At 56.3% G+C, this 24,849-nt stretch carries 24 protein-coding genes and 1 pseudogene; 9 read left to right on the forward strand and 16 right to left on the reverse strand.

What is annotated here, in order from left to right; translation table 11 throughout:
- The first annotated feature begins 35 nt into the window (after positions 1-35).
- Positions 36-749 (forward strand): cysteine hydrolase family protein, encoded by a 714-nt coding sequence (locus K5E19_RS04310; protein ID WP_221550146.1) that lies wholly within the window; start codon positions 36-38, stop codon positions 747-749.
- Positions 750-810: 61 nt separating this feature from the next.
- The gene (locus K5E19_RS04315; protein WP_221550147.1) at positions 811-1,764 is read left to right on the forward strand and encodes a GlxA family transcriptional regulator; all 954 of its coding nucleotides are present in this window, start codon (positions 811-813) and stop codon (positions 1,762-1,764) included.
- Between the two features lie 9 nt (positions 1,765-1,773).
- Here K5E19_RS04315 and nhoA read toward each other — a convergent pair whose 3' ends face one another.
- Positions 1,774-2,610: an N-hydroxyarylamine O-acetyltransferase gene (gene nhoA / locus K5E19_RS04320; RefSeq protein WP_221550148.1), complete on the reverse strand. Its 837-nt coding sequence runs from the start codon at positions 2,608-2,610 to the stop codon at positions 1,774-1,776.
- A 108-nt stretch (positions 2,611-2,718) separates the two neighbouring features.
- Here nhoA and K5E19_RS04325 point away from each other — a divergent pair, with 108 nt between their 5' ends.
- The 3 genes from K5E19_RS04325 (at position 2,719) to K5E19_RS04335 (ending at position 4,205) form a co-directional block, all read left to right on the forward strand.
- Positions 2,719-3,291 carry a flavin reductase family protein gene (locus K5E19_RS04325; RefSeq protein ID WP_221550149.1) on the forward strand — a complete coding sequence of 191 codons (573 nt, stop codon included), beginning with the start codon at positions 2,719-2,721 and terminating at the stop codon, positions 3,289-3,291.
- 126 nt (positions 3,292-3,417) lie between these two features.
- Positions 3,418-3,780, forward strand: a complete 363-nt coding sequence (locus K5E19_RS04330) for a CHAP domain-containing protein (protein ID WP_221550150.1) — start codon at positions 3,418-3,420, stop codon at positions 3,778-3,780.
- Positions 3,780-4,205 (forward strand): DUF3828 domain-containing protein, encoded by a 426-nt coding sequence (locus tag K5E19_RS04335; RefSeq protein ID WP_221550151.1) that lies wholly within the window; start codon positions 3,780-3,782, stop codon positions 4,203-4,205. The genes K5E19_RS04330 and K5E19_RS04335 overlap by 1 nt, the downstream gene beginning before the upstream one ends.
- An 83-nt stretch (positions 4,206-4,288) precedes the next feature.
- On the opposite strand, the gene fusA is transcribed toward K5E19_RS04335, so the two are convergent.
- Positions 4,289-6,388, reverse strand: coding sequence for an elongation factor G (fusA, locus tag K5E19_RS04340; RefSeq protein ID WP_221550152.1), 2,100 nt, complete (start codon positions 6,386-6,388; stop codon positions 4,289-4,291).
- Between the two features lie 161 nt (positions 6,389-6,549).
- Here fusA and K5E19_RS04345 point away from each other — a divergent pair, with 161 nt between their 5' ends.
- Positions 6,550-6,849, forward strand: a complete 300-nt coding sequence (locus tag K5E19_RS04345; RefSeq protein ID WP_221550153.1) for a helix-turn-helix transcriptional regulator — start codon at positions 6,550-6,552, stop codon at positions 6,847-6,849.
- Here K5E19_RS04345 and K5E19_RS04350 read toward each other — a convergent pair.
- Positions 6,842-7,483, reverse strand: a complete 642-nt coding sequence (locus K5E19_RS04350; protein WP_221550154.1) for a helix-turn-helix domain-containing protein — start codon at positions 7,481-7,483, stop codon at positions 6,842-6,844. The genes K5E19_RS04345 and K5E19_RS04350 overlap by 8 nt on opposite strands.
- A gap of 121 nt (positions 7,484-7,604) precedes the next feature.
- Positions 7,605-8,933 carry a 2-hydroxycarboxylate transporter family protein gene (locus K5E19_RS04355; RefSeq protein WP_221550155.1) on the reverse strand — a complete coding sequence of 443 codons (1,329 nt, stop codon included), beginning with the start codon at positions 8,931-8,933 and terminating at the stop codon, positions 7,605-7,607.
- 381 nt (positions 8,934-9,314) lie between these two features.
- On the opposite strand from K5E19_RS04355, the gene K5E19_RS04360 reads away from it, so the two are divergent.
- The gene (locus K5E19_RS04360) at positions 9,315-11,000 is read left to right on the forward strand and encodes an NAD-dependent malic enzyme (RefSeq protein WP_221550156.1); all 1,686 of its coding nucleotides are present in this window, start codon (positions 9,315-9,317) and stop codon (positions 10,998-11,000) included.
- A 39-nt stretch (positions 11,001-11,039) separates the two neighbouring features.
- On the opposite strand, the gene pptA is transcribed toward K5E19_RS04360, so the two are convergent.
- The 11 genes and pseudogenes from pptA to K5E19_RS04420 form a co-directional block, all read right to left on the reverse strand.
- Positions 11,040-11,270 (reverse strand): tautomerase PptA, encoded by a 231-nt coding sequence (gene pptA / locus K5E19_RS04365; RefSeq protein ID WP_010426149.1) that lies wholly within the window; start codon positions 11,268-11,270, stop codon positions 11,040-11,042.
- A gap of 37 nt (positions 11,271-11,307) precedes the next feature.
- The gene (locus tag K5E19_RS04370; RefSeq protein WP_221550157.1) at positions 11,308-11,925 is read right to left on the reverse strand and encodes a glutathione S-transferase family protein; all 618 of its coding nucleotides are present in this window, start codon (positions 11,923-11,925) and stop codon (positions 11,308-11,310) included.
- Between the two features lie 166 nt (positions 11,926-12,091).
- Positions 12,092-12,979 (reverse strand): ABC transporter substrate-binding protein, encoded by an 888-nt coding sequence (locus K5E19_RS04375; RefSeq protein ID WP_221550158.1) that lies wholly within the window; start codon positions 12,977-12,979, stop codon positions 12,092-12,094.
- Between the two features lie 9 nt (positions 12,980-12,988).
- The gene (locus tag K5E19_RS04380; RefSeq protein ID WP_023335851.1) at positions 12,989-13,762 is read right to left on the reverse strand and encodes an amino acid ABC transporter ATP-binding protein; all 774 of its coding nucleotides are present in this window, start codon (positions 13,760-13,762) and stop codon (positions 12,989-12,991) included.
- Positions 13,746-14,672 (reverse strand): amino acid ABC transporter permease, encoded by a 927-nt coding sequence (locus K5E19_RS04385; RefSeq protein ID WP_221550159.1) that lies wholly within the window; start codon positions 14,670-14,672, stop codon positions 13,746-13,748. Before K5E19_RS04385 ends, K5E19_RS04380 begins: the two co-directional genes overlap by 17 nt.
- Positions 14,673-14,681: 9 nt before the next feature.
- Positions 14,682-15,191: a GNAT family N-acetyltransferase gene (locus K5E19_RS04390; RefSeq protein WP_010431475.1), complete on the reverse strand. Its 510-nt coding sequence runs from the start codon at positions 15,189-15,191 to the stop codon at positions 14,682-14,684.
- Between the two features lie 9 nt (positions 15,192-15,200).
- A pseudogene (locus tag K5E19_RS24190) lies at positions 15,201-17,464 on the reverse strand (NtaA/DmoA family FMN-dependent monooxygenase).
- Positions 17,465-17,480: 16 nt separating this feature from the next.
- Positions 17,481-18,602, reverse strand: a complete 1,122-nt coding sequence (locus K5E19_RS04405; RefSeq protein WP_221550162.1) for an amidohydrolase — start codon at positions 18,600-18,602, stop codon at positions 17,481-17,483.
- Positions 18,599-19,600 (reverse strand): LLM class flavin-dependent oxidoreductase, encoded by a 1,002-nt coding sequence (locus tag K5E19_RS04410; RefSeq protein ID WP_221550163.1) that lies wholly within the window; start codon positions 19,598-19,600, stop codon positions 18,599-18,601. Before K5E19_RS04410 ends, K5E19_RS04405 begins: the two co-directional genes overlap by 4 nt.
- Positions 19,601-19,709: 109 nt before the next feature.
- Positions 19,710-20,249: an AAA family ATPase gene (locus K5E19_RS04415; RefSeq protein WP_221550164.1), complete on the reverse strand. Its 540-nt coding sequence runs from the start codon at positions 20,247-20,249 to the stop codon at positions 19,710-19,712.
- A 73-nt stretch (positions 20,250-20,322) separates the two neighbouring features.
- Complete coding sequence (locus tag K5E19_RS04420; protein ID WP_221550499.1) at positions 20,323-20,721, reverse strand: cupin domain-containing protein; 399 nt, start codon at positions 20,719-20,721, stop codon at positions 20,323-20,325.
- Between the two features lie 113 nt (positions 20,722-20,834).
- Here K5E19_RS04420 and K5E19_RS04425 point away from each other — a divergent pair, with 113 nt between their 5' ends.
- A complete protein-coding gene (locus tag K5E19_RS04425) occupies positions 20,835-21,749 on the forward strand; it encodes a LysR family transcriptional regulator (RefSeq protein ID WP_221550165.1) in 915 nt (304 codons plus the stop codon).
- Between the two features lie 304 nt (positions 21,750-22,053).
- Positions 22,054-23,550 carry an L-asparagine permease gene (gene ansP, locus K5E19_RS04430; protein ID WP_221550166.1) on the forward strand — a complete coding sequence of 499 codons (1,497 nt, stop codon included), beginning with the start codon at positions 22,054-22,056 and terminating at the stop codon, positions 23,548-23,550.
- A 92-nt stretch (positions 23,551-23,642) separates the two neighbouring features.
- Here ansP and K5E19_RS04435 read toward each other — a convergent pair whose 3' ends face one another.
- On the reverse strand, positions 23,643-24,704 hold the full coding sequence (locus tag K5E19_RS04435) for a YncE family protein (protein WP_221550167.1): 1,062 nt from the start codon (positions 24,702-24,704) through the stop codon (positions 23,643-23,645).
- Positions 24,705-24,849 lie beyond the last annotated feature (145 nt).

A 24,849-nucleotide genomic window follows, 5' to 3' on the forward strand; every position in this document is an offset into this window, starting at 1 on the left:
TGGCGTCCGAACACAACGCAGAGGACGTTTATGAAATGAGACCCATTTTTCGTACGGCATTGCTGATCGGCATGATGAGCGCATTTTCCACTTATGCTACCGCACAGGAGACAACCCGCATGAATACCAAAACCATTCGCGCAATGACAGGCGCAGAAGCTACCCCATCCTTATCGGCATCTGAAACTGCGTTAATCGTGGTGGATATTCAAAACGAGTATTACGCATCAAAAGATTTTCGCGGTCAGATGGTGATCCCGGATGGTGAAAACGTGCTGAAAAACAGTCAAAAGCTGGTCAGCTATGCCCACCAACAAGGGATGCCGGTCTACTTCGTTCGTCATATGGGGCCGAAAGAGAGCCCGCTGTTTGCCGAAGGATCTGTTTATGCGCAGTTCCATAAAGATCTGCAGCCTTCAGCGCAAGACGCCATTATCACCAAAGCAACCCCGAGCGCTTTTGTTGGCACCGACCTGGATGCGCAATTAAAGAAAAAAGGGATTAAAACGGTGATTGTTATTGGGCTGATGACGCACATGTGCATTTCGTCGACCGCGCGTGACGCTGTACCGCTGGGTTACAGCGTTATTATTCCTGAAGATGCAACGGCAACGCGCGATCTGGATGACGGCCAGGGCGGCGTGGTGGATCACAAAACGCTGCAGCGGGCGGCACTCGCCGGCGTGGCCGATGTCTTCGCTGAGGTCATGACCACCAAAGACGTTATGGCACTGCCGGTCACAAAATAAGACCGGACTTGATCTCCTTCGCCAGCCAGACTTCTATACTGGCTGGCTCATGGAGGCTTTTATGACGTTGAAAATTGGTATCGTGGTATTTGATGGCATCATCCCTTTTCACCTTTCGGTGCCCTATGCCGTGTTTGAGAAAGCGCTCACGCCACAAGGCGAGCCCCTTTGTCAGCTGGTCGTTTGCGCCACGACGCCTGGCGTACTGAAGACCAATGCCGGATTTTCTATCGTTGTTGAACGCGGGCTCGATGCGTTGGCCGGAATGGATATGGTGATCGTCCCAAGCTGGGATGTTCCCGAGCGAGCCGCGGATCCCGACCTCCTTCTGGCGCTGCAAAAGGCCCATGCTGCGGGGGCACGCATTGTGGGTTTGTGCATGGGTGCATTTGTGGTTGCCGCCGCCGGGTTACTGGAACATCGTCCTGCAACCACGCACTGGCGATGGGCGGCTGACTTTCAGCGCCTTTATCCCTCCGTGCAAATGGATAAAGACGTGCTTTATATTGATGATGGTGACGTTGTCACTTCTGCGGGAACGGCGGCCAGCATTGACTGCTGCCTGCATCTGGTGCGTCAGGCATGGGGTGCCGAAGTGGCAAACGGCGTGGCGCGCTTACTGGTTGTCCCGCCGCACCGCCAGGGCGGGCAGCGGCAGTATGTCGAGCTGCCGGTTCAGAATACGCGTCGCGGGGATTATTTCACCGATGCGCTGGCCTGGGCGACGGAGAATCTCCAGCTCGCACTGACGCTGGACTGCGTGGCGGAGAAAGCCTGCATGAGCCGCCGCAGTTTTACCCGGCGGTTCCAGCAAACCACGGGGGAAAGTTTTTCGCGCTGGCTGCTCAACCAGCGCATCATCGTCGCACAGCGCTATCTCGAAAAAACCGACCAGCCGGTGGATGACATTGCCGAGCGCGTCGGTTTTCCCTCAACGACCTCTTTACGCCGTCACTTTCACAATCTGCTCAATACCTCACCTTCCCGCTATCGACGCGAGTTTCGCGGCCGATAGCGACGTGAGTTATTTTCCGTGCGTTTCAAAACCCGCCATCACGGCCGTAAGCTCAGCCAGTGAAAATCCGTGTTTTGCATCGTCAACGCCCAGACCAAAACGTTCCTGCATGAGCTGATAAAGCGCGCCAGCGTCCGGCAAATGGACCTGCTCCTCCACATGGCCGTTCTGCCAGTGGGTAAAGTTGAAGTTGGTCAGCGTCAGTTTGCCACCATCCGGCAGGTGACGACACATCAGCAGATGGTGGCGAAAATGCGACTGCGGCCAGTGCGCCGACCAGAAATTCCCCATCACGTAATCACTGAAATACTGCGTCGTCAGGTCAAAATGATACATCGACTGCCAGTGCTCGTGGTGGCGGAACTGTAGCACCCAGTCGTTACCTTCACTCAGCAGACGATACAGCCCGTGCGGCGTCTCTTGTTCTTCATTGGCAAGCAAACGAATCGGCGCCGTCAGCGTCTGGCCGCCAAATCCTACGTCGGCAATCCAGCGTTCACCGTTAAGCTCAACCAGCAGCAGGCGATGCGTGCGCGGCGGCATTTGCGGTGGATTTGCCAGAACGACGCGTCCCAGTACGCTGCGAACCGTAAAGCCAACCTCGCGCAACACGCGTTCGAACAGGCCGTTTTGCTCAAAGCAATAGCCTCCACGGCGCGCGGAGACCAGTTTGTCGACCAGACTCTGATCCTCAAGGTGGATCTCTCGCGGCAGAACGACATCAATATTTTCAAACGGGATCGCACAGTTGTGGTGTAAATGCAACGCGCGCAGGGTATCGATATTAACAGCGGTCGGTTGCGTCCAGCCGATGCGAGCGAAATAGGCGGTCAGAAATGGGGACATTAATCAGTTTCCTTTGATTGTGATGTTCTGTTTATAAACTAATTTTATGCGCCCACTTTGATTTACGTGCTTTTTCGTCATACTCATCAAAGTAAATAAGGAGCCTCTATGAATCACTTTCGCCCTGTTGAATTACGTCATGCCAGCCGTCTGTTGAACCACGGCCCGACTGTGCTTATCACCAGCCGGGATGGCACACTCGGCAGACGCAACGTGATGGCCGCCGCATGGTCAATGCCCGTTGAGTTTGAACCGCCGCGCATCGCAATCGTCGTAGATAAAAGTACCTGGTCGCGCGAATTGATTGAGCGCAGCGGGAAATTTGGCATCGTCATCCCCGGCGTGGCAGCGGCCAACTGGACCTGGGCAGTTGGTAGCGTCAGCGGGCGTGATGAAGACAAATTCAACTGCTATGGGATCCCGGTCGTGAACGGCCCTGAGCTTGGCCTGCCGGTTATTGAAGAGAAGTGCCTGGCGTGGATGGAGTGCCGGTTATTACCTGTAACTTCTGCGGCAGAAAAATATGACACCCTGTTTGGTGAAGTGGTTTCAGCAGCAGCAGACGAACGCGCGTTTGTCGCTGGCCGCTGGCAGTTTGACGGGGATAAGCTGAATACACTGCATCATCTTGGCGCCGGGACGTTTGTGGCGAGTGGGAAGATGGTGAAGGCGCTGGATTGACTGCCTAAATCATATCCCACTGAATTATAATAAATTTCTATGGCATTTTATGTTTACCATGACGAGGTAAAACGGGGGATATTTCCGGAGTTGCTGCATTAACACTCTCACCAGAAGGAAATATCAATGACATGGAATAAAGATGGCGCAATCTCGTATGCCAAATCACACGCCCAACCGAAGAGCACGGGTTATTGTGCTCACTACGTCACCGAAGCGATCAGAACGTGCGGAAGATTAAAAATCCCCAATACGCGTCTGGCAAAAGACATGGGGCGGACACTGGTCAATGCAGGCTTCCGCCTGGTATACGATCAACCTCACGCCGGTGACGTAGCCGTTATCCAAAATATTATGGGTCACGATAGCGGGCACGTTTGCATATACGATGGCCAGCAGTGGATCAGCGATTTTGTACAACGCTCTCTGTATCCAGGACAGGCTTACCGAACCATACAGCCCCATTACGAACTGTTCAGGCATGACTAATGAAAACACTCTGCTTTTTTCTTTTCGCCCTGTCTCCGTTCGCGGTCGCAAATAGCATCTCTTCACCGGGCCTGGCGGCGCTTAAATTCAATCAATGGTATATCGCGCAATTAAATACGAATAAACCGCCAGTACTTAATCCCGACATCATGAATGATTACGTAGCCTCAGGGACCATCGCAGCGATTAAAAAAATGTATTCAGGCAACAGTAACGAAAAAGACATGCCAGATGCGGATATGTTCATCAAATCCCAGGATTGGGATGAAGACTGGGATCAGATAACCATCTTACACTCTGATTTTGATGCCGTTTGCACAAACGTCTATATCGCGTTTGGTAAGAAACAAGATCACGTTGTAGCAGATTGTCTCGTTCAGGAAAAAGGCGCATGGAAAGTTCGCTCGGCCACGCTGATAAAGTAACATCATGATATGATAGGAATCGCCCTCTGTTGCAGAGGAAAAAGCACACGATAGCCCAGCGGCTACCGTGTGCAATTAATTAACTACTTCGCACGACGCGCAATAATCTCATCCGCAACATTCCGCGGGGCTTCCGCAAAATGATGGAACTCCATCGTATAGGTCGCGCGCCCCTGCGACATCGAGCGCAGCGTGGTGGCATAGCCAAACATCTCTGCCAGCGGCACGTCGGCACGAATAATCTGGCTGCCGTACTGCTCAGCCATCCCCTGCACCATGCCGCGACGGGAGGAGAGATCGCCCATAATATTACCGGCGTACTCTTCCGGCGTTTCCACCTCCACGTGCATCACCGGCTCCAGGATGACAGGTTCCGCTTTACGAGCGCCCTCTTTGAAGCCCAGGATCGCCGCCATGCGGAAGGCCATCTCCGAAGAGTCGACGTCGTGATACGAGCCAAACGTCAGCGTCGCTTTGACATCGACTACCGGATACCCCGCCAGCACGCCGGAGTTCATGGCCTCACGCAATCCTTTCTCAACGGAAGGAATATACTCGCGCGGTACCACGCCACCCTTGGTGGCATCTTCAAACTTGAAGCCGCTGCCCGGCTCTAACGGCTCAAGGCTGAGTACCACATGGCCGTACTGCCCTTTACCGCCGGACTGACGGACAAATTTGCCTTCGATGTCCTTCACCGCTTTGCGCAGCGTTTCACGATAGGTTACCTGTGGACGACCAATATTCGCCTCCACGCCAAACTCACGCTTCATGCGGTCGACGATAATTTCCAGATGAAGCTCGCCCATCCCGGAGATAATTGTCTGGCCTGATTCCTCGTCGGTGTGGAGTCGGAACGACGGGTCTTCCGCCGCCAGACGCTGCAGCGCAATACCCATTTTCTCCTGGTCGGCCTTGGTTTTCGGCTCGATCGCCAGAGAAATCACCGGGTCCGGAAACTCCATGCGTTCAAGCGTAATGACCGCATTAGGGTCGGTCAGCGTGTCACCGGTCGTGACATCTTTCAGACCCACGCAGGCCGCGATATCCCCGGCGCGCAGTTCGTCCACCTCATGGCGATCGTTGGCATGCATCAGCACGATACGCCCGATGCGCTCTTTCTTGCCTTTCACCGGGTTGTACACCGCGTCGCCTTTGCGCAGCACGCCCGAGTAGACGCGGATAAAGGTCAGTTGCCCAACGTACGGGTCGCTCATCAGCTTGAACGCCAGCGCCGAGAACGGCTCATCATCGCTTGGATGACGCTCCGCGTGCTGCCCTTTTTCATCCACGCCATCAATGGCAGGCACGTCCAGCGGCGACGGCATCAGTTCGATCACGGCGTCCAGCATGCGCTGCACGCCTTTGTTTTTGAAGGCGCTGCCACACAGCATCGGCTGGATTTCCCCGGCAATGGTGCGAATACGCAACCCCTTGATGATTTCAGCTTCATCAAGGTCGCCCGTTTCCAGGTACTTATCCATCAGCTCATCGCTTGCTTCTGCCGCCGCAGAGACCATTTTTTCGCGCCACTCCTGTGCGGTACTGAGCAGATCGTCAGGTACCGGCGCATAGCTAAACGCCATGCCCTGGGTGGCATCGTCCCACAGAATGGTGCGCATCTTGATGAGATCCACCACCCCGGTGAAATGATCTTCTGCGCCCACCGGGATCACAATCGGTACGGGATTGGCCTTCAGGCGTTCCTGCATCATCCGCACGACGCGGAAAAAATCGGCGCCCGGACGGTCCATTTTGTTAACGAACGCGATGCGTGGAACCTTGTATTTGTTCGCCTGACGCCAGACGGTTTCCGACTGCGGCTGTACGCCGCCCACGGAGTCATACACCATCACGGCGCCGTCGAGTACGCGCATGGAACGCTCCACCTCTATGGTGAAATCCACGTGCCCCGGAGTGTCGATGATGTTGATCCGGTGCGGTTCAACCCCCCGGTCCATACCTGGCCAGAAGCAACTGACCGCCGCGGAGGTAATGGTGATCCCGCGTTCCTGCTCCTGCGCCATCCAGTCGGTGGTTGCCGCGCCATCGTGTACTTCACCCAGCTTGTGGCTCATCCCGGTATAAAACAGGATGCGCTCAGTGGTGGTTGTTTTACCGGCATCGATATGCGCGGAGATACCGATGTTGCGATAACGTTCGAGGGGGATGGGTCGGGGCATGATATTTCCTTAAGTCTTCAAGACTGTAGTGTGACGACCGGGATGGTCGTATATTCGTTCGTTTGCTATAATAGTCCTATTGTACGAGTATTATCGAACTATTTTTTAACGATTGACCTATTGTTGATATAGCTCAATCTGACATTTCACGCAGGAAAACCATGATCCCAAACCACCCCGAACCTGAGCAAATACTCCTGGAAAACGTGCTGTTTGCCCTCGGCAACCCGTTGCGCCTGTCCATAATCCGCAGGCTGGCAGATGGCAGTGAACTGAGTTGCAATGCGCTACGCCCGGAGGATGTAGTGAAATCGACAATGACACACCACTGGCGCGTACTGCGCGACAGCGGCGTTATCTGGCAGCGCCCGCAGGGGCGGGAAAATATGATTTCATTGCGAAGAGACGATCTGGATGCCCGCTTTCCGGGGCTAATGAAGATACTGCTGCAGGTTAAATAGTCTCTGCCCCTTCAAGACGATAAACGGGGATCCGTCGAGCTGTTCTGGTGAGCGTATCAAATACCTCGGTCTCAGATGTCACTATCCTGATCCCCGTTTTGCGTAACCGTTGCACATCCGCCGCGATGCGCTGAATACCAAACCAGAAAAGCCCGTCGAGCGCCGTCACGGACAGCCCGTTTTCCAGCGCCAGCTTGAGTCGTTCGCGGGGCGCTTTCACCTGCTGGGCGATTTGCCGGTAAGGGACTTCATTACATCCTGTCGCGTCGCTGCGCTGGATCCGCGTTTTCAGCTGATAGGTAAACTCGTCAGGTATTCCGTTGAGATCCTTTTTAAGGCTATAGACGCAGCCAAAACGCTTGCCGTTAAACAGAACATTTTTCTGACTAAGCTGAAGCTCGTTTCTGACGCCGTCTATCAGTTGCGGTGCGCGGGTGAGGAGAAGCCTGAAGGGAAGCTCGAAGCTGGTCACGTAATCCACATTGAGCAGCGCGAGGCGCAAGCGCTCCTCAGCGCCGGATTTTTGCTCACGACACTCTTCCAGCACCTCTGCCCACTGGCGCGTCAGGCGCTCCGGCTCGGCGGCTTCGGTGAGGAGATATTTTTCAATCTGGTAATCGACTCTTCCGGTCATAGTGGTGTATCCGGTCGCTGTGGATGCGGTAATTCTATCCAGCGCGGCGACTTTTATAAAGGACTGAACCGCAACGGCATTCACAAAATGCCGTTGCGATTCAGTCTCCTGATATTTCGAATCAGTGCGCCATTATCCAGCCCATCAGCAGCGTGGCGAAAATCACCGTCGATGCGCCGCCGATGCGGGTAGCGATTTGGGCGAACGGCATCAGCGACATGCGGTTAGAGGCGGATAAAATCGCCACGTCCCCTGTCCCACCCAGTCCGCTGTGGCAGCAGGTCACAATAGCCGCTTCCACGGGATACATATTCAGACGCGACGCAATAAAATAGCCGCTCAGCGCCATGGCAATCACGATCGATCCGCACACTACAACGTAGCCCACCGAGAAGACCGCCACCACGCTCTCCAGCGGTACGTACAGCATGCCAAGACCGATCATCAGCGGCCAGACCAGCGCTGCCGAGACAAATTTATAGCAGCTGTGCGCCCCCTGCTCCATGGAGCCGGGGATCACCCTGAAATACTTACACAGCACGGCGATGAGGATCATCAGCACCGGACCAGGGATGTGCACCAGTTTTTCGAACAGGCCACCGACGATGAAAAATGCGCACACCATGAGCAGCCCGCCCCCCATCAGGTGGAAATCCGTCTGCTGAGCGCTTTGCGTCCCCGCAAACAGATTCTGATCGTCCTTGCTGCGGGTTAGCATGCCGTTTCCCGAAAGCGCAGGACGTTTCGTTCCCAGACGCGCCAGCGTACCGGCACAGATGATGGCGAAGATATTACCGACGACAGCGGCAGGCGCCAGCTGTGCGACGTAAACGTCAGGCGCTTGTCCGAGTATGGCCGAATACGCCAGCGACAGGGGCAAAATTCCCTCACCAATCCCGCCGCCAATAATCGGCACGATGATGAAGAAAAAGGTGTGGTAAGGCGTATAGCCAAACAGCGAGCCGACGATTAACCCGCTCATTACCGCCATCAGCGTCCCGACAACCAGCGGTACAAACATGCGGATCATCCCCTGGATCAGCAGCACCCGGTTCATCCCCAGAATGCTTCCCACCACCAGACAGGCAATGACGAAATAGAGCAGATTCGCCTCTTTCATCAGCAGGTGTACGGTATCCAGCGTCTGTTTTTCGAATACGCCAAAATAGACCAGGATGGATGGCACCATCAGGCAGAGAATGGCCGGGCCACCGATGTCCTTCAACACCGGGATCTGACGACCGATTTTGGCAAAGGCGAAACCGAGCGTCATGATCACCGCCAGTCCACCGATCATATTTTTCGGCAGCAGCCCCGCCCATGCGGACGTCGCCACGATGGTCGCAATGCCCACAAACAGCATCAGTGGGACAGCGCCCACTTCGGCATTACTCAACCCTAACGTAAAACGCGAGGAGACCGGAGAAGTCGATACAGGATTATCTTTCATATAATCACCTGATTAGTAGGTTCGGATATAAAAACAGGAGTAAAAACCGATGGCTCCCGTGTTCAAAAATATTCTTTATATTTAATAATTTTAAATCACCATTGATAAAATGGTTCAGCGTGAAATTAGCACGGGGATTCAGCCAGAAATGTGAAGGCCGCAATGATTTCATTTTATAAAGTTAATTCATCTTTTAGTAAGTAAAGTTATTCATCACCCCGACATTTTGAAATTAATAAAACCAGGCAGAGTGTGACCCTTATCACCACCACCCTGATTCTTAACCGCTAGATTAGCGCTAAATAAAAACATAAACGCGCTTGAGAACAGACCTGCTTCGCAAATCTTATTTAATCCGTTTTACTATTTCAGGAGTCAACCATGTCTCGCAAAGAAGTGCTGTACACGCCCTATAACGGCGCGGTGCTGCTGGAAAACCCATTACTGAATAAAGGCCTCGCGTTCATTAAAGAAGAGCGTGATAATTTTAATCTGCACGGGTTATTACCGCATAATGTCGAAACCATTGAAGAGCAGACCGAACGCGCATGGGTACAATTCTGTCATTTCAAAAGTGATATTTCCCGTCACGTTTATCTGCGCAATATTCAGGACACCAATGAGACCCTGTTTTACAATCTGTTGCGGAAACATATGAAGGAGACGCTGCCGATCATATATACCCCAACGGTCGGTGAAGCCTGCGAACATTTCTCTACCATCTATCGTCGGGCGCGCGGGCTTTTTATTTCATGGCCGAATCGCCACCGCATCGATGAAATGCTGCAAAGCTTCTCGCGTAATGATATTCGCGTGATCGTGGTAACTGACGGAGAACGTATTTTGGGCCTTGGCGACCAGGGGATCGGCGGAATGGGCATTCCGATTGGCAAATTGTCATTGTATACCGCGTGCGGTGGTATTCATCCGGCCTCAACGTTGCCGATTATGTTGGATGTCGGCACCAATAATCAGCAACATCTGGACGACCCGCTGTATATGGGCTGGCGGCACCCGCGCATCAGCGACGAGCAATACGCTGAATTTATGGATATGTTCATCAGTACGGTCAAAGCCCGCTGGCCAACTGTTTTACTGCAGTTCGAAGATTTTGCGCAAAAAAATGCGACAAAGTTACTCCAGCGTTACCGCGACCAGCTGTGCTGCTTCAATGACGATATTCAGGGAACCGCTGCCGTCACGGCCGGCACGCTGATTGCTGCTGCTCATGCAGCCGGAACCCGCATTCGCGATCAGCGCGTGGTCTTCCTCGGCAGCGGCTCTGCCGGATGCGGTATAGCCGAAAAAATCGTGGCGCTGATGGTCGACGACGGGCTAACCGAGGCCGAGGCCCGCAGCCGGATTTTTATGGTCGATCGCTTTGGCTTACTGACCGACGACATGACCAACCTGCTCGATTTCCAGAAAAACCTGCTTACGGCGCGGGAAGCCATTCGAGACTGGCAGGTGGAATCGTGCAATATTTCGCTGATGGAGGTAGTCAGAAATGCCCATCCAACCGTGATGATCGGGGTATCCGGTCAGCCGGGGCTGTTCAGCGAAGCGATTGTTAAAGAGATGCACCGCCACTGCCCGCGCCCTATCATTATGCCCCTCTCCAACCCAACATCGCGCGCAGAGGCGCAACCTCAGGATCTGATCGAATGGACGCAGGGTAGCGCTCTGGTTGCGACGGGTAGCCCCTTCTCGCCGGTATTCTGGCAGAACGAACAGTACGACATTGCCCAGTGTAACAATGCCTACATTTTCCCCGGTCTGGGGCTGGGAATACTGGCCAGCAACGCGCGGCGGGTTACCGAAGAGATGTTGATGGTGGCGAGCCGCAGCCTGGCGGCGCAGTCGCCGCTGGTCACCACTGAAAAAGGTGGGTTACTCCCTCCCGTCGATCGCATTGATACCGTGTCGCGTAATATCGCGTTTGCGGTCGCCCGGGCGGCGATCAAGCAAGGCGTCGCGGCTGCAATGGATGACGAGACCTTGCTGGCCCAAATCGAAAAAACCTGGTGGCAGGCGGACTATGCGCCGTACCGCAGGTCGGCGCTGTAGATTCAACGCCGGGTAGCGTTCCCGCCTGCCCGGCAAACCTTACATTGAGTACCCAGGCTTCTTGATCAGCTCGTCCAGCTTCGGTCCGATCTCGGTATCCCAGACCTGCGCTTTCCAGTCGGCTTCCTGAACTTCATTCAACGCAACCGAAATGGAGCGATCTTTGCTGTTCAGATGGCGCGTAATCACCTCGGCGATATCCGCCGCCAGAGCGTTTTTTTGTTCATCATTCAAATCGCGGGGAAAACATTTGATATCAACGTGTGGCATGTGCAGGCTTCCTGTTGTGGGTGAGCGTTCCACGTTATCAGATAATCTCGTTTGCCTTTAACACCTTGTGCAGTTCCGGCAGCGCACAAACGGAATCGGCAATTGACGTCAGATTTGGCGTATTGGCTGCAAACCATTCGTGACGTGGCCCCCAGGTGCGCGCGACCGCAATATAGACGTCGAGCAGAGTCAGCTGTTCCCCCAGCGCAAACGGGGCGGCCTTAAGCTGAGTTTCGAACCATAAATAGAGGGACTTTCGGTATTCGATGCAGTTTTTCTTCAGCTGCTCCGGCGCGTCGGGCACCCAGCGCTCGGGATAATCGGCATAGGTAAAGGTGGGATAGACGTTGGCCACAAACCAGATGAGCAAACGCTGAAACTGCTGGCGCTCGGCCCGGCCGACGGGCGGGGCAAGATCCGGGCAACGGTCGAGCACCATCAGCGCTATCGCCGCCGTTTCGGTCATGATGGCGCCATTTTCCAGCGCCAGCGTCGGCACCTGACACAGCGGGTTAAGCTTTTGCAGCAGCTCACGCTGCGGGCCGGGCTGGTCAAACCCGTCCACGTTGATAAATTGATAAGGGATATCAGCCAGGGTTAGCATCACTTCACTGATTGCCGAGCCCCAGCCAGGTACGCCATAGAGTTTAATCATGTTGCCTCCTCCGGGATGAAAACCCTAAGTGTATACCCGTCATACTTCAAGTTGCAGGTGCGTTGGCTGCACTCACTCACCCCAGTCACGTACTTATGTACGCTCCCGGGGATTCGTTCCCTTGCCGCCTTCCTGCAACTTGAATTATTTTGGGTATAGAGCACCATTAGTAGGTTATCCCAGGCGGGTTGACCTCCGACTGTGCCACCGCTTCGCCCTGCTCACCCCAGCGCGCCAGCACCTTCTGGTACTCTCCCCGCTTGATCGCACCGTCCAGCGCGGCCTGCAGCGCGTAGACCAGCTCATTACCTTTTTTCGTGGTCGTGGCAACAAACGCCTTCTTCGGCCCTAAACCGACAACGCGGGTTTTGCCTGTGAGCGCCGCTTTGTAGGCTGAAACCGACTGAGGGCCGAAGAACACGTCCGCCCTGCCGGACTGAATATAGAGATTGCCCGAGGCATCGTCCTGGAGATAGACCGGCAGCGCGGGCGTCCGCCCCGCCTTTTTGTTCTCTTCGTTCCAGCCAAGCAGAATGCGCTCCTGATTCGTACCGGAGCCGACAATCACCTTTTTCCCTGCCAGATCTTCCGCGCTTTTGATTGACTGGATCTCGCTGGTGGATTTCACCGAAAACGCCAGCGAATCGACGCGGTAGGTCGCAAAATCAAACTTCTCTTTGCGCTGTTCGGTCACCGCAATGTTCACCAGTGCCACGTCGTAGCGCCCAGAGCTGATCCCCAGCGGCCAGTCTTCCCACGCCGTCGGCACCAGCTTCAGCTTTAGCCCCAGACTGCCCGCCAGCAGGCGAGCGATATCCGGGTCGCTGCCGATGCGCGTGCGGTTATCGCTGGCCAGCAGCGCCAGCGGCGGAGAATTCAGCGCCGAAACGGCGACCGTCAGCGTGCCCGGCTCAACGAATTTATAATTGGCGGGGATCTTCGCCACCGCCAGCGGATCGCGCGTTACCGGCAGCGGCTGCTCGTTGGCTTTCAAATCAATGCTGGCGTGGCTCACCGTCGTGAAGACCAGCCCCGCCAGAAGTCCATATTTCATTGGCACTCCTTACAAGACTTTGGAGAGAAACTGGCGCGTTCGCGCATGTGACGGACGGTTTAATACCTCGTCACTACTGCCCTGCTCAACAATTTTCCCGTCAACCATAAATACCACCTGATCCGCGACTTCACGGGCAAAGCCGATCTCGTGGGTGACGACCACCAGCGTGGTGCCGGAACGGGCGAGCTTTTTGATCACGTCCAGCACTTCCCCTACCAACTCCGGATCCAACGCCGAGGTGGGTTCATCAAACAGCATCACGCGGGGGCGCAGCGCCAGCGCGCGGGCAATCGCGATACGCTGCTGCTGACCGCCGGAAAGATGGCGTGACCAGGCATCGGCTTTATCCCGCAGCCCAACCACGTCCAGCAGGCTGTACGCCCTTTCCACCGCCTCTTTTTTGCTGAGTTTTTTGTGCGCGATGGGCGCTTCAATCAGGTTTTCCAGCACCGTCAGATGCGGGAAGAGATTGAAGTTCTGGAATACGTAGCCCACGTTGACACGCTGTTTGAGGATCTCCTTCTCCTTCAGCTCATAGAGCTTGTCGCCCTGACGGCGATAGCCAATGTAATCCCCGTCGATCTGAATAAAGCCTTCGTCGACGCGCTCCAGATGGTTAATGGTGCGCAGCAGGGTTGATTTGCCAGAACCGGACGGCCCGAGGATCACCGTCACGGACCCGGGCGGGATCTCAAGCGAAACGTTGTCGAGCGCCTTATGGCGGCCAAAAAATTTGCTGACGCCGGTAATCGAAATATGTCCTTCAGGAGAGGCTTGCATGGACGGGCTCCTGTGCTGGCGTGGTGGTGACAGAACGGGTACGACGAGCGACACGATTCTGATTAACGGCAGAGCGGCGTTCGCTGCGCGCCAGACCGCGCTCGACGCCATACTGGATAGCGGACAGGACGGTGGTGATCGCCAGGTACCAGGCAGCACCGACCATCAGCAGCGGGATCACCTCCTGCGTGCGGTTGTAGATCATCTGAATGGTATAGAACAGCTCCGGCATCGCCAGGACGTACACCATCGCCGTGCCCTTGGCGAGGCTGATGATTTCGTTGAACCCCGACGGCAGTATGGTGCGCAATGCCTGAGGCAAAATGATCCGCACCGTGCGGCGCCAGGCGGGGAGACCCAGCGCGGCGGCCGCTTCGTACTGGCCGTGATCGACCCCGAGGAAGCCCCCACGAATAATTTCGGCGGTATAGGCGCTCTGTACCAGCGTCAGCCCCACCACGGCGGTAGAGAACTGCCCCAGCACGTTGATGGTTTCAAAGCTGCCCCAGGTAATGCCGGTGAACGGCACGCCGAGAGAGAGTGTGTCGTAGAGATAGGAGAAGTTGTAGAGAACAATCAGCACCACAATCAGCGGCAGCGATCGAAACAGCCAGATATAGCCCCACGCCAGGCTGCTCAGCAGCCATGACGAGGACAGTCTCGCCAGCGCCAGTATGCCGCCCAACACCACGCTCAGCGCGGTGCCGATCAGGGTCAGCAGCAGAGTCTGCCCTACGCCTTCCAGGATCACCGGGTCAAAGAACCAGCGGGCGAATACCGCCCACTCCCAGCGCGGGTTAAAGGCCACGGACTGAATCACGACGGCCAGGACAAACAGCGCCACCGCGGCGCCGACGGCCCGCAGCGGATAACGCGCCGGGACCACCTTAATGGTTTCAACGTTGCTCATCGTCGTTCCTCATGCGGTTTTACTGAACGCTTCGCGTACCAGCGTTTTTGTGAAGCGCAGCCGACCGTCAAACGGCGGCTGGCTGTACTCTTCCGGATCCCGGTTGAGATCGAACTGCGCCTGATATCCCTGGCTGAGGTAGAGCCTGACCGCTTCCGGCTGGCGAAAACCGGTTGTCAGGTAGATTTGGCTATAGCCTGCCAGCACCGCCCTGCGTTCAAGCTCCTGCACCACGCGCCCGGCAAGCCCCTGCTGACGCAGGGTTTTGTCCGTCCAGATGCGTTTGATTTCCGCAGTGCGTTCGTCGAAAGGTTTGTACGCGCCGGTGGCGATAATCTTCCCGTCGCGCTCCAGCACGATAAACAGCCCCTGCGGCGCTAAATACCACTCGGTAAGTTCCACTTCCGCGTCTTTAGAGAAGTAGTCCCCGTAGCGGGCGGCGTATTCACCGAACAGCCCTTCGATAATGGGTTGAAGCTCGGCATCTTCCGGCGAAACGTCACGAAATTGTTCGCTCATGTAGCCTCCTTAATCGCCCAGGCCAGCCGGGTTCACTTCGGACTGAGGAATGCGCTCAACACCTTCCCCCCATCGGTTCAGCACTTTGTCGTAATCGCCGTTTTTAATGACACCGTTCAGCGCGGTTTGCACCGGCTCAACCAGCCCGCTGCCTTTTTTCAGCGTCACGGCAATGTGCGCCGCCTTCGGCCAGCCGCCGTCGACGCTGCCAACCAGTTTGGTTTTCCCGTTCAGCGCCGCTTTCCACGCGCCAATCACGTTCGGACCAAAATAGGCGTCCGCGCGGCCGGACTGCAGGGCCAACGTTTGTGCCGCATCGTCTTTGGTATAGATCGGGGTAAAGGGCTTTAGTCCCTTCTTCAGGTTTTCGGCATTCCATGCCAGCAGAATGGCCTCCTGGTTGGTGCCGGAGCCGACGATAATCCGCAGCCCGGCGATATCCTCAGCCTTCTCAAGCGACGTGATCGGACTGGTTGATTTCACGTAGAACCCGAGGGAATCTTTTCGGTAGGTGGCAAAGTCAAACTTCTCTTTGCGCTCTTTGGTCACGGTGATGTTGCTGATGGCGGCATCGTATTTCCCGGAGGCCACGCCCAGCGGCCAGTCTTCCCAGGAGGTCGGCACCACGTTCAGCTCCAGCCCCAGGCTGTCAGCGACCAGACGGGCGACGTCCACTTCGCTTCCCAGCAGCGTTTTGTTGTCATCGGAAAACACCGTCAGCGGAGGTTGATTGAGGCCCGCCACCGCTACGGTAAATTTCCCCGGCACGGCGAAGCGATAATCTTTCGGCAGCTGTGCCACCGCATCATTGTTTTTGGCGGTATTTACCGGCGTTTTATTGGCCTCGATGCTCACGCCAGTGCCGTTAATATTCACATTCTCTGCCCAGACGGCAGGGGTTAAGGCCAGCGCGAGCGCCAGAATAAGCGATGTTTTCTGCATAGCGGGGTTCTCTTTTATTGTTGTGTGAACTGGTTTTTAGGTTCGTCTAAGCCGAGGCTTTCGCGCAGCGTGGTGCCTGGATAGTCGGTGCGGAACAGGCCGCGCGCCTGTAAAACGGGCACCACCTGGTCAACAAAGCGCGGGAAAGTGTCCGGCGTACCGCCCTGAATGATGAAGCCGTCTGCGGCATAGCTTTCAAACCAGGCCTGCAGGCCGTCGGCCACCTCTTCCGGCGTACCGGAAAAGCGCGGACGCGGCGATGCGGCTTCCAGCGCTACCTGACGCAGGGTTAAGCTGCGCTCTGCGGCATTGCGCTTAATTTCATCGGTGGTGCTGCGGAAGCTGTTTTTGCCTAAGTCGCCGATATCCGGGAACGGCTCGTCGAGCGGATACTGGCTGAAATCGTGATGCTCAAAATAACGTCCGAGGTAGTTGAGGGCATCGTTAATCGACACCAGCGCCGCCGTGGTTTGATATTGGTTTTCCACGTCATCGGCGTCTTTGCCCACAATCACGCTGACGCCCTGGAAAATATGCAAATCAGACGCGCGGCGTCCGTTAGTTTCCAGCTGCTGCTTCACGTCGCGGTAAAAGGCTTTCGCTTCGTCGAGCGTTTCGTGATGCGTAAAAATGGCGTCGGCATGTTTCGCCGCCAGCTTTTTGCCGTCGTCCGACGCGCCCGCCTGAAAGACAATCGGTCGTCCTTGTGGCGTACGACCAATATTCAGCGGACCGGCGACCTGGAAGAAATCACCGTGGTGGTCGAGGGTATGCAGTTTGGCCGAATCAAAGAACTGACCGCTCTCTTTATTGCGCACAAAGGCGTCGTCCTCCCAGGAATCCCACAGCCCTTTCACCACGTCGAGATACTCATCCGCAATGCGGTAGCGCAACGCATGCTCGGGGTGTTTTTCACGGGAAAAGTTCTTTGCCGATCCTTCCAGCGGTGAAGTCACCACGTTCCAGCCCGCGCGTCCGTTGCTGAGGTGGTCGAGGCTGGCGAACTGGCGTGCCGTGGTAAAAGGCTCGCTGTAGGAGGTGGATAAGGTTCCCACCAGGCCAAGGCGCGAGGTAACACTCGCCAGCGCGGATAATACCGTTAGCGGTTCAAAGCGATTTAAAAAATGCGGGATCGATTTCTCGTTGATATAGAGACCATCGGCAACGAACAGGAAATCGAGTTTGCCCTCTTCCGCTTTTAGCGCCGTCTCTTTAACAAAATCAAAATTGATGCTGGCATCCGCGACGGCCGCAGGATGACGCCAGGCGGACATATTTCCGGATGCACCATGCAAAATGGTCCCCAGCCGCAGTTGACGATGTGCAGACATATTCACCTCAAATTAGTTAAACGTGTTGCAGGGCTTTTTCCGCAAGCTGTGCAAAATAGCGGGCAGCGGGTTCAATTAAGGCTTCATCCGGATTAAAGGACGGGTGGTGTAAACCAAACGGGCTGTTGCTGCCGATGCTGACAAACGCGCCGGGAATAGACTGCAGATAGACCGCAAAATCCTCCCCGCCCATGTGCAGCTCCGCATGCTGGGTTTCGTACCCTGATTCTCTGGCAACAGAGGTGGCGAAATCCGCCCAGCGTTCGTCGTTCACCAGCGCGGTCGGTCCGGCATACCAGGTAATGTCGATCTGCGCGCTGAAGGCGCTGGCAAACCCGGCGGCGATTTCGCCCACGCGGGCCTTCACGTTTTGCTGCACTTCCGTCCGATGGGTGCGCAGCGTGCCTTCCAGCTCCACGCTTTCCGGCAGAACGTTCCAGGTGTTGCCTCCGGCAATGCGCGTTACGCTCAACACCACCGAATCCAGCGTGTTGACGTTGCGGCTGGCGACGCTTTGCAGCGCCGTCACCAGCTGGCTCGCCAGCACGATAGCGTCGTTGCCTTCGTGTGGACGTGCGGCGTGCGCCCCCTTGCCGGTAATGCGGATCACGAAGCGGTCAACGTTGGCATAAAACGGCCCGCCGCGAGTAGCAAACTCACCCACCGGCAGCCCCGGCTCGTTATGCATACCGAAGATAGCGCGAACGTCACGCAGGGCACCGGCCCGCACCATGCTTTTTGCGCCGCCAAAGTTCTCTTCCGCCGGCTGGAACAGGATCCGCACCCGCCCGTCGAGCGACGCTTCACGCTCTTTCAGCTTCAGCGCCGCGCCGAGGATCACGCTGGTATGGATATCATGTCCGCAGGCATGCATTACGCCTGCACGCTGCGAGCTAAACGGCACGCCGCTGCGCTCCTCTATCGGCAATGCATCAATGTCTGCGCGCAGCGCAATCAGCTTATTACCCGTGCCGATTTCCGCCACCAGCCCGGTAGTCAGATCGTACGGCAGTGGCGTAATGCCAGCATTCGTCAGCCACTGGCGCAGGCGTGCGGTCGTTTCGACCTCCTGTCCGGAGAGTTCCGGGTTCTGGTGCAGCTCGCGACGCCAGGCAATCAGTTGTTCGCCAAAACTCATACGGTGACCTCCTTGTTGAGACGCGCCTCGGCCAGCAGACGCAGCGACGCGACGCGCGTTGCCCCCTCCGCGACCGGCGTGTCGATGATAAATTCGTCAATGCCCCACTGCGCGTGCAGGGCGTTCAATTGTTCAAGCACCGACTCTGCGGTGCCCGCCAGCAGGGACTGCGCCCGACGGGCAATGCGCACCGGCTCGCTGTCTGCCTGACGCGCAAAGGCATAGGCCTGCTCTTCGCTGGCCACGGTCACGCGCTGGCCGTTTGCCAGCTCAACGCCCCACACTTCGACCTTCTGCGCCAGCGCGTCGGCCTGCTCCTGCGACTCCGCCACAATGGCCTGCACGGCAACAATCACATCGCGTGTGCTGTTCTGACGCCAGGTTGACACCACCTCTCGCAGCAGTTCCGGATCGCCATTCAGATGGGCGGCAAAGACAAAGTGCCAGTCAAGTGATGCGGCAAGCAGCGCGCTTTCGATGCTGGCACCCAGCAGAAAGCCCTGCGCAGGCACCGGCGGCAGCGGCGTGGCGCGAACGGCCTCCTCCGCCGACTGATTTTCAGGGCGGATCCAGCCGTCCAGCTGCGTCAGCTGTTCAGCAAAGCTGCCTTTTTCATGCGGGTGTAAGCCAGGCTGCAGTGCGCGGGTGGAGAGCGGAAGACCGCCGGGGGCTTTCCCGACGCCCATATCCACGCGGCCCGGTGCCAGCGCGGCCAGAAGATTAAAGTTTTCTGCGACCTTATAGGGGCTGTAGTGCTGAAGCATGACGCCGCCCGATCCCACGCGAATGCGCTTTGTTTGCCCGAGGATCCAGGCAATCAGCAGTTCCGGCGATGGGCTGGCGAGCTGAGGGGTGTTGTGGTGTTCGGCAATCCAGAAACGGTGATAGCCCAGCGTTTCCGCCTGCTGCGCCAGTGTTAAGGTTCGTGCCAGCGCATCGGCGGCGGTTTCGTGTTCTGCGACGGGGCTTTTATCCAGAATGCTGATTCGCCATGACATGTTGCGTTCTCGTTTGACTTAACATGTCGTCATTATTAAAGGCGTAATTAACCTCTGAGAAACAATTAATTTACATTTAGTTTGCCGGAAATCAGATATGTAATCCCTGCTAACGGTGTGATTTCAGCGATGAAATCAGCGCCTCCGCCTCCTGCCGACGGGTGATGCGGACAAAGCGAATGTGGGTATATTGCGGATTTTGCATATCGGCTTCGTAGCGTTCGCGATTGCTGCGCCAGGTTTTGAGGGTCCATATGATGATGGACTCCCGGCTAAAAAACGAACGGCGGAAACTTTCACGGTTTCCGGTGCCGGGCCACAGTTCCTGCTGGTGCCATGCACGCCTGAAGGCGCGCGTTACTGCCTGCCAGAGCGTGCGGGCGAACCCGCAGTCCACCCACACCACCAGATCTACTTCGCGCCACTTCACGGGACGAGTACGATTGTAGTTACCGTCGAGCACCCAGCCGGGCGTGGCGGCCAGCGTCTCCGCCAGCGTTTTCAGCAGCACCTCGTCGGGCGTTCCCTGCCAGTCAGGACGCCAGTACAGCCTGTCCATCTCGATGTACGGGAGTGACAATTCCGTTGCGATGCGCCGGGCGAGCGTGCTTTTGCCACTCCCGCTGGTGCCGATAATATTGATTTTCACCGTTCCGCCTGACTATGCTGAAAAAAAGGATCGCATCATATCCCTTTCTTTTTGTCACCGAAACGCTCAATAGCTAATCATCCGGGTACTGCACGTCACTCACTTTCTCCAGCCACTCAACCGGACTGCCGTTTACCGCTTCGGCGATGACAATATGAGTCATCGCCGTTTGCGCACACGCGCCGTGCCAGTGCTTGACGCCCGGCGGGATCCACGCGATGTCGCCCTGGTTAAGCGGCTCCGCCTCTTTGCCCCACTCCTGCAGCCAGCCGCGCCCATGGGTGACAATCAGCGTTTGCCCCAGCGGATGAGTGTGCCAGGCGGTACGCGCGCCCGGCTCGAAGGTCACCGTGGCCCCGCCTACTTTTGCCGGTTCTGTAGCCTGGAACGGCGCATCAGTGCGCACGGTGCCGGTGAACCAGCCGTCTGGCCCCTTTACTGACGGTAATGAACCGCTACGGATAATTTTCATCATGTACTCCTCGTTGACTGTTGCGTTAACAGTAGCGCAAAGCCATCCGCAGCATTAGAGTGCATAATCAGAACGTAAACATGAACAGAATTCATAAATGAGGGCTTGCCGCCATGTTAAAAGACAATATCAACGATCTGCTCTCGTTTATGGTCGTCACCCGCGAGCGCAGCTTTACACGAGCCGCGGCACAGCTGGGCGTCTCGCAATCGGCACTGAGCCATGCGATGCGCAATCTTGAAGCCCGACTCAGCGTTCGCCTGCTGACCCGAACCACCCGTAGCGTTGCTCCTACCGAGGCCGGCGAGCAGCTTTTTATCCGCTTACGTCCCCATCTGATGGAGATCGAACAGGAGCTAACGGCGCTGCGCGATACGCGCGACAGGCCTGCGGGGAATATCCGTATTACCGCGGGTGAACATGCCATGGAGAGCGTACTTTGGCCGGTGTTGAAATCCTTTATGGCGCAATACCCGGATATTAACGTTGAAGTGACGGTGGATAACGGCCTGACCGATATTGTTGATGGGCGTTTCGACGCGGGCGTGCGCCTGGGTGAACAGGTGGCGAAAGATATGGTGGCGGTGAGGATCGCGCCGGACATGCGCATGGCCGTCGTCGCGTCCGAAGATTATCTGGAGCGCTTTGGCGTGCCGGAAACACCGGAGCAGCTTGCGACGCACCGCGGCATCAATATGCGCCTGCCCACTCTTGGGGGATTATATGCCTGGGAATTTGAACGCGACGGGCGCGGTTTTTGCGTGCGAGTTGAAGGACAGCTTACTTTGAACAGCCTGCCGCAGCGTATCGATGCCGCCGAGAACGGTCTCGGTTTGGCCTACGTGCCGGAAACGTCGGTCAGTAAGGCCGTGTCGGAAGGACGGTTAGTTCAGGTCCTCGACGCCTGGTGTCCGACATTTGAAGGATATCACCTGTATTATCCCAGTCGTCACCAGCACGCGCACGCTTTCAAGCTGCTGCTGGATGCCCTGCGTCAGCCGTCATCGATAACCGCAGGTAATTATTAAGCAAACCTGATGATTAAAGCACCGCTTCAACGCGCGTTTTGTCTAAAAACTCGCCACGTTTCAGCGCATTGTGATCCCCGTCTGCTCTGACCACACGATTTCCTTCGACGTGCATCACTTTCGGCACGGTTATATTTTGCGTCGCTTATCAATTGCGGGTAGGATGCGACGCCATGTTTCGCCTTATCCATACACAGAATGACTGGAAAGGCAGCATGTGTTTGCGCAGAAGCAATCGTTTGTATTGCGTTCTGCCAGGCAGGACTATCACGATAATGGTTCAGACAGGCAAACAGGTAACTCAATGAAAACAAGCAATAAAAGCGCAGCCGATCATCACGCTGCTAAACGTCGCTGGTTGAACTCCCACGAAGAGGGCTACCACAAAGCGATGGGCAACCGTCAGGTTCAAATGATCGCCATCGGCGGCGCTATCGGTACAGGTCTGTTTTTAGGTGCTGGCGCACGTCTGCAAATGGCGGGCCCCGCACTTGCACTGGTCTATCTGGTGTGCGGGATCTTCTCCTTCTTCATCCTTCGTGCCCTGGGCGAACTGGTACTGCATCGCCCTTCCAGCGGAAGCTTCGTCTCTTACGCCCGTGAATTCCTCGGTGAGAAAGCCGCCTACGTGGCAGGCTGGATGTACTTCGTCAACTGGGCGATGACCGGTATCGTCGATATCACCGCCGTTGCGTTGTATATGCACTACTGGGGCGCGTTTGGCGATGTGCCGCAGTGGGTCTTCGCGCTCGGCGCGCTGGCGATTGTCGGCACCATGAACATGATCGGCGTGAAGTGGTTCGCCGAGATGGAGTTCTGGTTTGCGCTGGTCAAAGTGCTGGCCATTGTGATTTTCCTGGTTGTCGGTACGGTGTTCCTCGGCAGCGGTAAACCGCTGGACGGCAATGCCACCGGCTTCCACCTGATAACCGATAACGGCGGCTTCTTCCCGCACGGTCTGCTGCCTGCGCTGGTGCTGGTTCAGGGCGTAGTGTTTGCTTTTGCTTCCATTGAGCTCGTCGGCACCGCGGCGGGTGAATGTAAAGACCCGCAGACGATGGTGCCAAAAGCCATCAACAGCGTGATCTGGCGTATCGGCCTGTTCTACGTCGGCTCCGTGGTGCTGCTGGTTCTGCTGCTGCCGTGGAACGCCTATCAGGCAGGTCAGAGTCCGTTCGTGACCTTCTTCTCTAAGCTGGGCGTGCCTTACGTGGGAAGCATCATGAACATCGTGGTACTGACCGCCGCGCTCTCCAGCCTGAACTCTGGCCTGTATTCTACTGGCCGTATTCTGCGCTCCATGTCGATGGGCGGTTCTGCGCCGAAGTTCATGTCGAAGATGAGCAAGCAGCAGGTTCCTTATGCGGGGATCCTGGCGACGCTGGTGGTTTACGTCTTTGGCGTATTCCTGAACTATCTGGTGCCGTCCCGCGTATTTGAGATCGTTCTGAACGTGGCGGCACTGGGGATTATCGCCTCCTGGGCCTTTATTGTGGTCTGCCAGATGCGTCTGCGCAAAGCGATCAAAGAAGGCAAAGCGGCTGATGTGAGCTTCAAGATGCCGGGCGCACCGGTGACCTCCTGGCTCACCCTGCTGTTCCTGTTCAGCGTGCTGGTGCTGATGGCGTTTGACTATCCGAACGGTACTTACACCATCGCGACGATCCCGCTGCTGGCGGTACTGCTGATTGCGGGCTGGTTCGGCGTGCGTAAGCGCGTGCACGAGATCCACAGCACCGCGCCGGTTCATCACGACGATGAAAAACACGACGCGCCGCTGGTGGAAGAAACCTCGCGTTAATAAAAAAGCCGGGCGGCGGCTTCGCCTTACCCGGCCTACATCTCATCGTTGTGTAGGCCCGGTAAGCGCAGCGCCACCGGGCAATTCCCACCTTACAGCGCGATACGAATCACGTCGTCAGGCTGGGTCGCTTCCTGCTGGCGGGTGGACTTCTGTTTCACCGTCACGTACAGCGTTTTGCCATCGGCAGAGAGTGCCAGGCTGTTCGGGTAAACCGGCGTATCGAACGTTTTGCTCACCTTGTAGGTTTTCGCATCAATCACGCTCACCTTGCCCGCTTCGCGGTGCGTCACGTAGATTTCATTGCGCGCCGGGTTAAACAGGACGGCCAGTGATTCAGGCGCGGCGATCTTCTCCATTACGCTGCCGTCTTTCAGGCTCACCACCAGCACTTCCGGCTGTTTTGAATCGGTCAGGAACGCACGCTGACCGGCGGTGTCCAGGCTCAGGTTCAGGTAGAAATGCTCTTTGCCGTCGTCCTGCACTTTTTTACGGCTGATGATTTTGTGGGTGGCCGTGTCAATGGTCAGCAGTTCGCCGTCCGCATTCGTGGTGTAGAGACGTTTCGCCTGCGCATCCAGCGCCAGACCCGTGCTGTAGGTACCGGTATTGGCGATGGTGTCCTTCAGCTTCAGGGTTGCACCGTCCACGACCCAAATCACGCTCTCTTTGCCTACTCCGGTGATGTAAACGGTGTTGCTCGCGTCATCCGCCACCAGCTGGCGCGGCTGCAGCGGCTTAACCGTTTCGCTGCGTTTATGATCGTCGAGCACCAGACGCCCTTTCACATCCCCCGTTTTGGCATCAATGGCCGTCACCGCACCGTTGATGGTATTACCCAGCCACAGCGTCTGAGTGGCGTTATCGAAGGTCGCCCCGAACGGCTTGAGATCGCTATGGATCGCTTGCGTCACGTCCAGCGTGACCGGGTCAAGCCGATAAACGACGCCGCCTTTATCGGTTTTACGGCTTTGTGATGTCGCCACCCACAGCGCGTTCTCCTGCTGGCTCAACGCCATCTCATAAGCCCCTTTGCCGACCGCTTTACGCAGCATCTCTTCTGCAGCATGAACCTGGAACGTACCGGCGAACAATAAAGAGCCTAACAGCAGAGAACCGCGCAGGCGCGGCGAGCACAGATGACGTAAAGACATAACAATTCCTTTTTTGAAGAATAAGTGTACTGCTGACATCGCTTCCAACGGGCAGCGTCATGGCGCCACCTTTATGATAATGAGAATAGTAATCATTAATTATCGAAATGTGGAGTTTTTCTTCCCTCCCATCCTTTCATTAACG

This window comes from Enterobacter sp. RIT637, assembly GCF_019718755.1.
Lineage (GTDB): Bacteria > Pseudomonadota > Gammaproteobacteria > Enterobacterales > Enterobacteriaceae > Enterobacter.